At 62.3% G+C, this 1,234-nt stretch carries 1 protein-coding gene; it reads left to right on the top strand.

What is annotated here, in order from left to right:
• Positions 1-1,234, top strand: a 1,234-nt coding sequence (locus JJQ76_RS17800) for an aminomethyl-transferring glycine dehydrogenase (RefSeq protein WP_246481157.1), incomplete at both ends; no start/stop codon positions are given.

The following is a 1,234-nucleotide window of genomic DNA, read 5'->3' as shown; positions in this document are numbered from 1 at the left end:
CCGGTGACCTGGCCCGAGTTCGCCCATATCCACCCCTTCGCTCCGCGCGAGCAGGTGGGCGGCTACCTGCAGCTGATCGACGAGCTGGAAGCGATGCTGGTGGAGATCACCGGTTACGACAACGTCTCGATGCAACCCAACTCCGGTGCCCAGGGCGAATACGCAGGCCTGTTGGCGATCCGCAAGTACCAAGAAAGTATCGGTGAAGGTCACCGTGACATCTGCCTGATCCCCAGCTCTGCCCACGGCACCAACCCGGCATCCGCGGCAATGGCGGCGTTGAAAGTGGTAGTGGTCGAGTGTGATAAGAACGGTAACGTCGATGTGGCTGACCTCAAGGCCAAGGCCGAGCAACACCAGGACAACCTCAGCTGCCTGATGATCACCTATCCCTCCACCCACGGGGTGTACGAGGAGGAGATCGTCGAGATCTGCCAGATCATCCACGACAACGGCGGCCAGGTGTATATGGACGGCGCCAATATGAACGCCCAGGTGGGTCTCTCCAAGCCCGGTCTGATCGGCTCCGACGTCTCCCACCTCAACCTGCACAAGACCTTCGCCATCCCTCACGGTGGCGGCGGTCCCGGCATGGGCCCGATCGGGGTCAAAAGCCATCTGGCGCCTTTTCTTCCCAACCACGCCGTGAGTCCGGTGTATCAACAGGGCGGCATCGGTGCGGTATCGGCCACCCCCTTCGGCAGCGCCTCGATTCTCACCATCAGCTGGATGTACTGCGTCATGCTCGGCGCTGAAGGGCTGAAACGGTCCACCCAGGTGGCGATCCTCAACGCCAACTACCTGACCGAGAAACTGTCCGCGCACTATCCGATTCTCTACCGCGGCCGCAACCAGCGGGTGGCTCACGAGTGCATCGTCGATATCCGCCCCATCAAGGAGGCCAGCGGCATCTCCGAGGAAGATATTGCCAAGCGGCTGATGGACTTCGGCTTCCACGCCCCGACCATGAGCTTCCCGGTGCCGGGCACGCTGATGATCGAGCCGACCGAGTCGGAATCCAAGATGGAGCTGGACCGCTTTATCGAGGCGATGGTGACCATCCGCGAGGAGATCCGCGCGGTGGAAGAGGGGCACATCGATGCCGACAACAACCCGCTGAAGAATGCGCCACATACCCAGGCGGATGTAATCGAGGGCGAGTGGACCCGCCCCTATTCGCGCGAGCAGGCGGTGTTCCCGGTGGCCGGGCTGAAGCACGCCAAGTTCTGGCCGA

Source organism: Motiliproteus sediminis, assembly GCF_017912535.1.
Lineage (GTDB): Bacteria > Pseudomonadota > Gammaproteobacteria > Pseudomonadales > Balneatricaceae > Motiliproteus > Motiliproteus sediminis.
This window is presented reverse-complemented; position numbering and strand designations above follow the sequence as displayed.